This is a genomic window from Streptomyces sp. NPDC054047 (assembly GCF_055585065.1).
In genome coordinates this window covers 1-1,413 of sequence record NZ_JBVJKV010000025.1, presented here as the reverse complement: position 1 = coordinate 1,413, position 1,413 = coordinate 1, and the positions used below count along the sequence as shown (strand labels likewise).

Below are 1,413 nucleotides of genomic sequence, written 5' to 3'. Positions count from 1 at the left end.
AACACAGTGGACGCGAGCAACTGAGGACAAGCCCTCGGCCTATTAGTACCAGTCACCTCCACCCGTTGCCGGGCTTCCAGATCTGGCCTATCAACCCAGTCGTCTACTGGGAGCCTTAACCCCTCAAGGGGGTGGGAATACTCATCTCGAAGCAGGCTTCCCGCTTAGATGCTTTCAGCGGTTATCCTTTCCGAACGTAGCCAACCAGCCATGCCCTTGGCAGGACAACTGGCACACCAGAGGTTCGTCCGTCCCGGTCCTCTCGTACTAGGGACAGCCCTTCTCAATATTCCTACGCGCACAGCGGATAGGGACCGAACTGTCTCACGACGTTCTAAACCCAGCTCGCGTACCGCTTTAATGGGCGAACAGCCCAACCCTTGGGACCGACTCCAGCCCCAGGATGCGACGAGCCGACATCGAGGTGCCAAACCATCCCGTCGATATGGACTCTTGGGGAAGATCAGCCTGTTATCCCCGGGGTACCTTTTATCCGTTGAGCGACGGCGCTTCCACAAGCCACCGCCGGATCACTAGTCCCGACTTTCGTCCCTGCTCGACCCGTCGGTCTCACAGTCAAGCTCCCTTGTGCACTTACACTCAACACCTGATTACCAACCAGGCTGAGGGAACCTTTGGGCGCCTCCGTTACTCTTTAGGAGGCAACCGCCCCAGTTAAACTACCCATCAGACACTGTCCCTGATCCGGATCACGGACCCAGGTTAGACATCCAGCACGACCAGAGTGGTATTTCAACGTTGACTCCACGAACACTGGCGTGCCCGCTTCAAAGTCTCCCACCTATCCTACACAAGCCGAACCGAACACCAATATCAAACTGTAGTAAAGGTCCCGGGGTCTTTCCGTCCTGCTGCGCGAAACGAGCATCTTTACTCGTAGTGCAATTTCACCGGGCCTATGGTTGAGACAGTCGAGAAGTCGTTACGCCATTCGTGCAGGTCGGAACTTACCCGACAAGGAATTTCGCTACCTTAGGATGGTTATAGTTACCACCGCCGTTTACTGGCGCTTAAGTTCTCAGCTTCGCACACCCGAAAGTGCACTAACCGGTCCCCTTAACGTTCCAGCACCGGGCAGGCGTCAGTCCGTATACATCGCCTTACGGCTTCGCACGGACCTGTGTTTTTAGTAAACAGTCGCTTCTCGCTGGTCTCTGCGGCCACCCCCAGCTCACGGAGTAAATCCGATCACCAGTGATGGCCCCCCTTCTCCCGAAGTTACGGGGGCATTTTGCCGAGTTCCTTAACCATAGTTCACCCGAACGCCTCGGTATTCTCTACCTGACCACCTGAGTCGGTTTAGGGTACGGGCCGCCATGAAACTCGCTAGAGGCTTTTCTCGACAGCATAGGATCATCCACTTCACCACAATCGGCTCGGCATCAGGTCTCA

The 1,413-nt window shown here is 55.8% G+C and carries 1 rRNA gene; it reads right to left on the bottom strand.

The annotated features are described in order from the left end of the window. Positions 1–22 precede the first annotated feature (22 nt). A 23S ribosomal RNA gene (locus ACZ6ZP_RS43145) occupies positions 23–1,413 on the bottom strand; the annotation flags it as partial.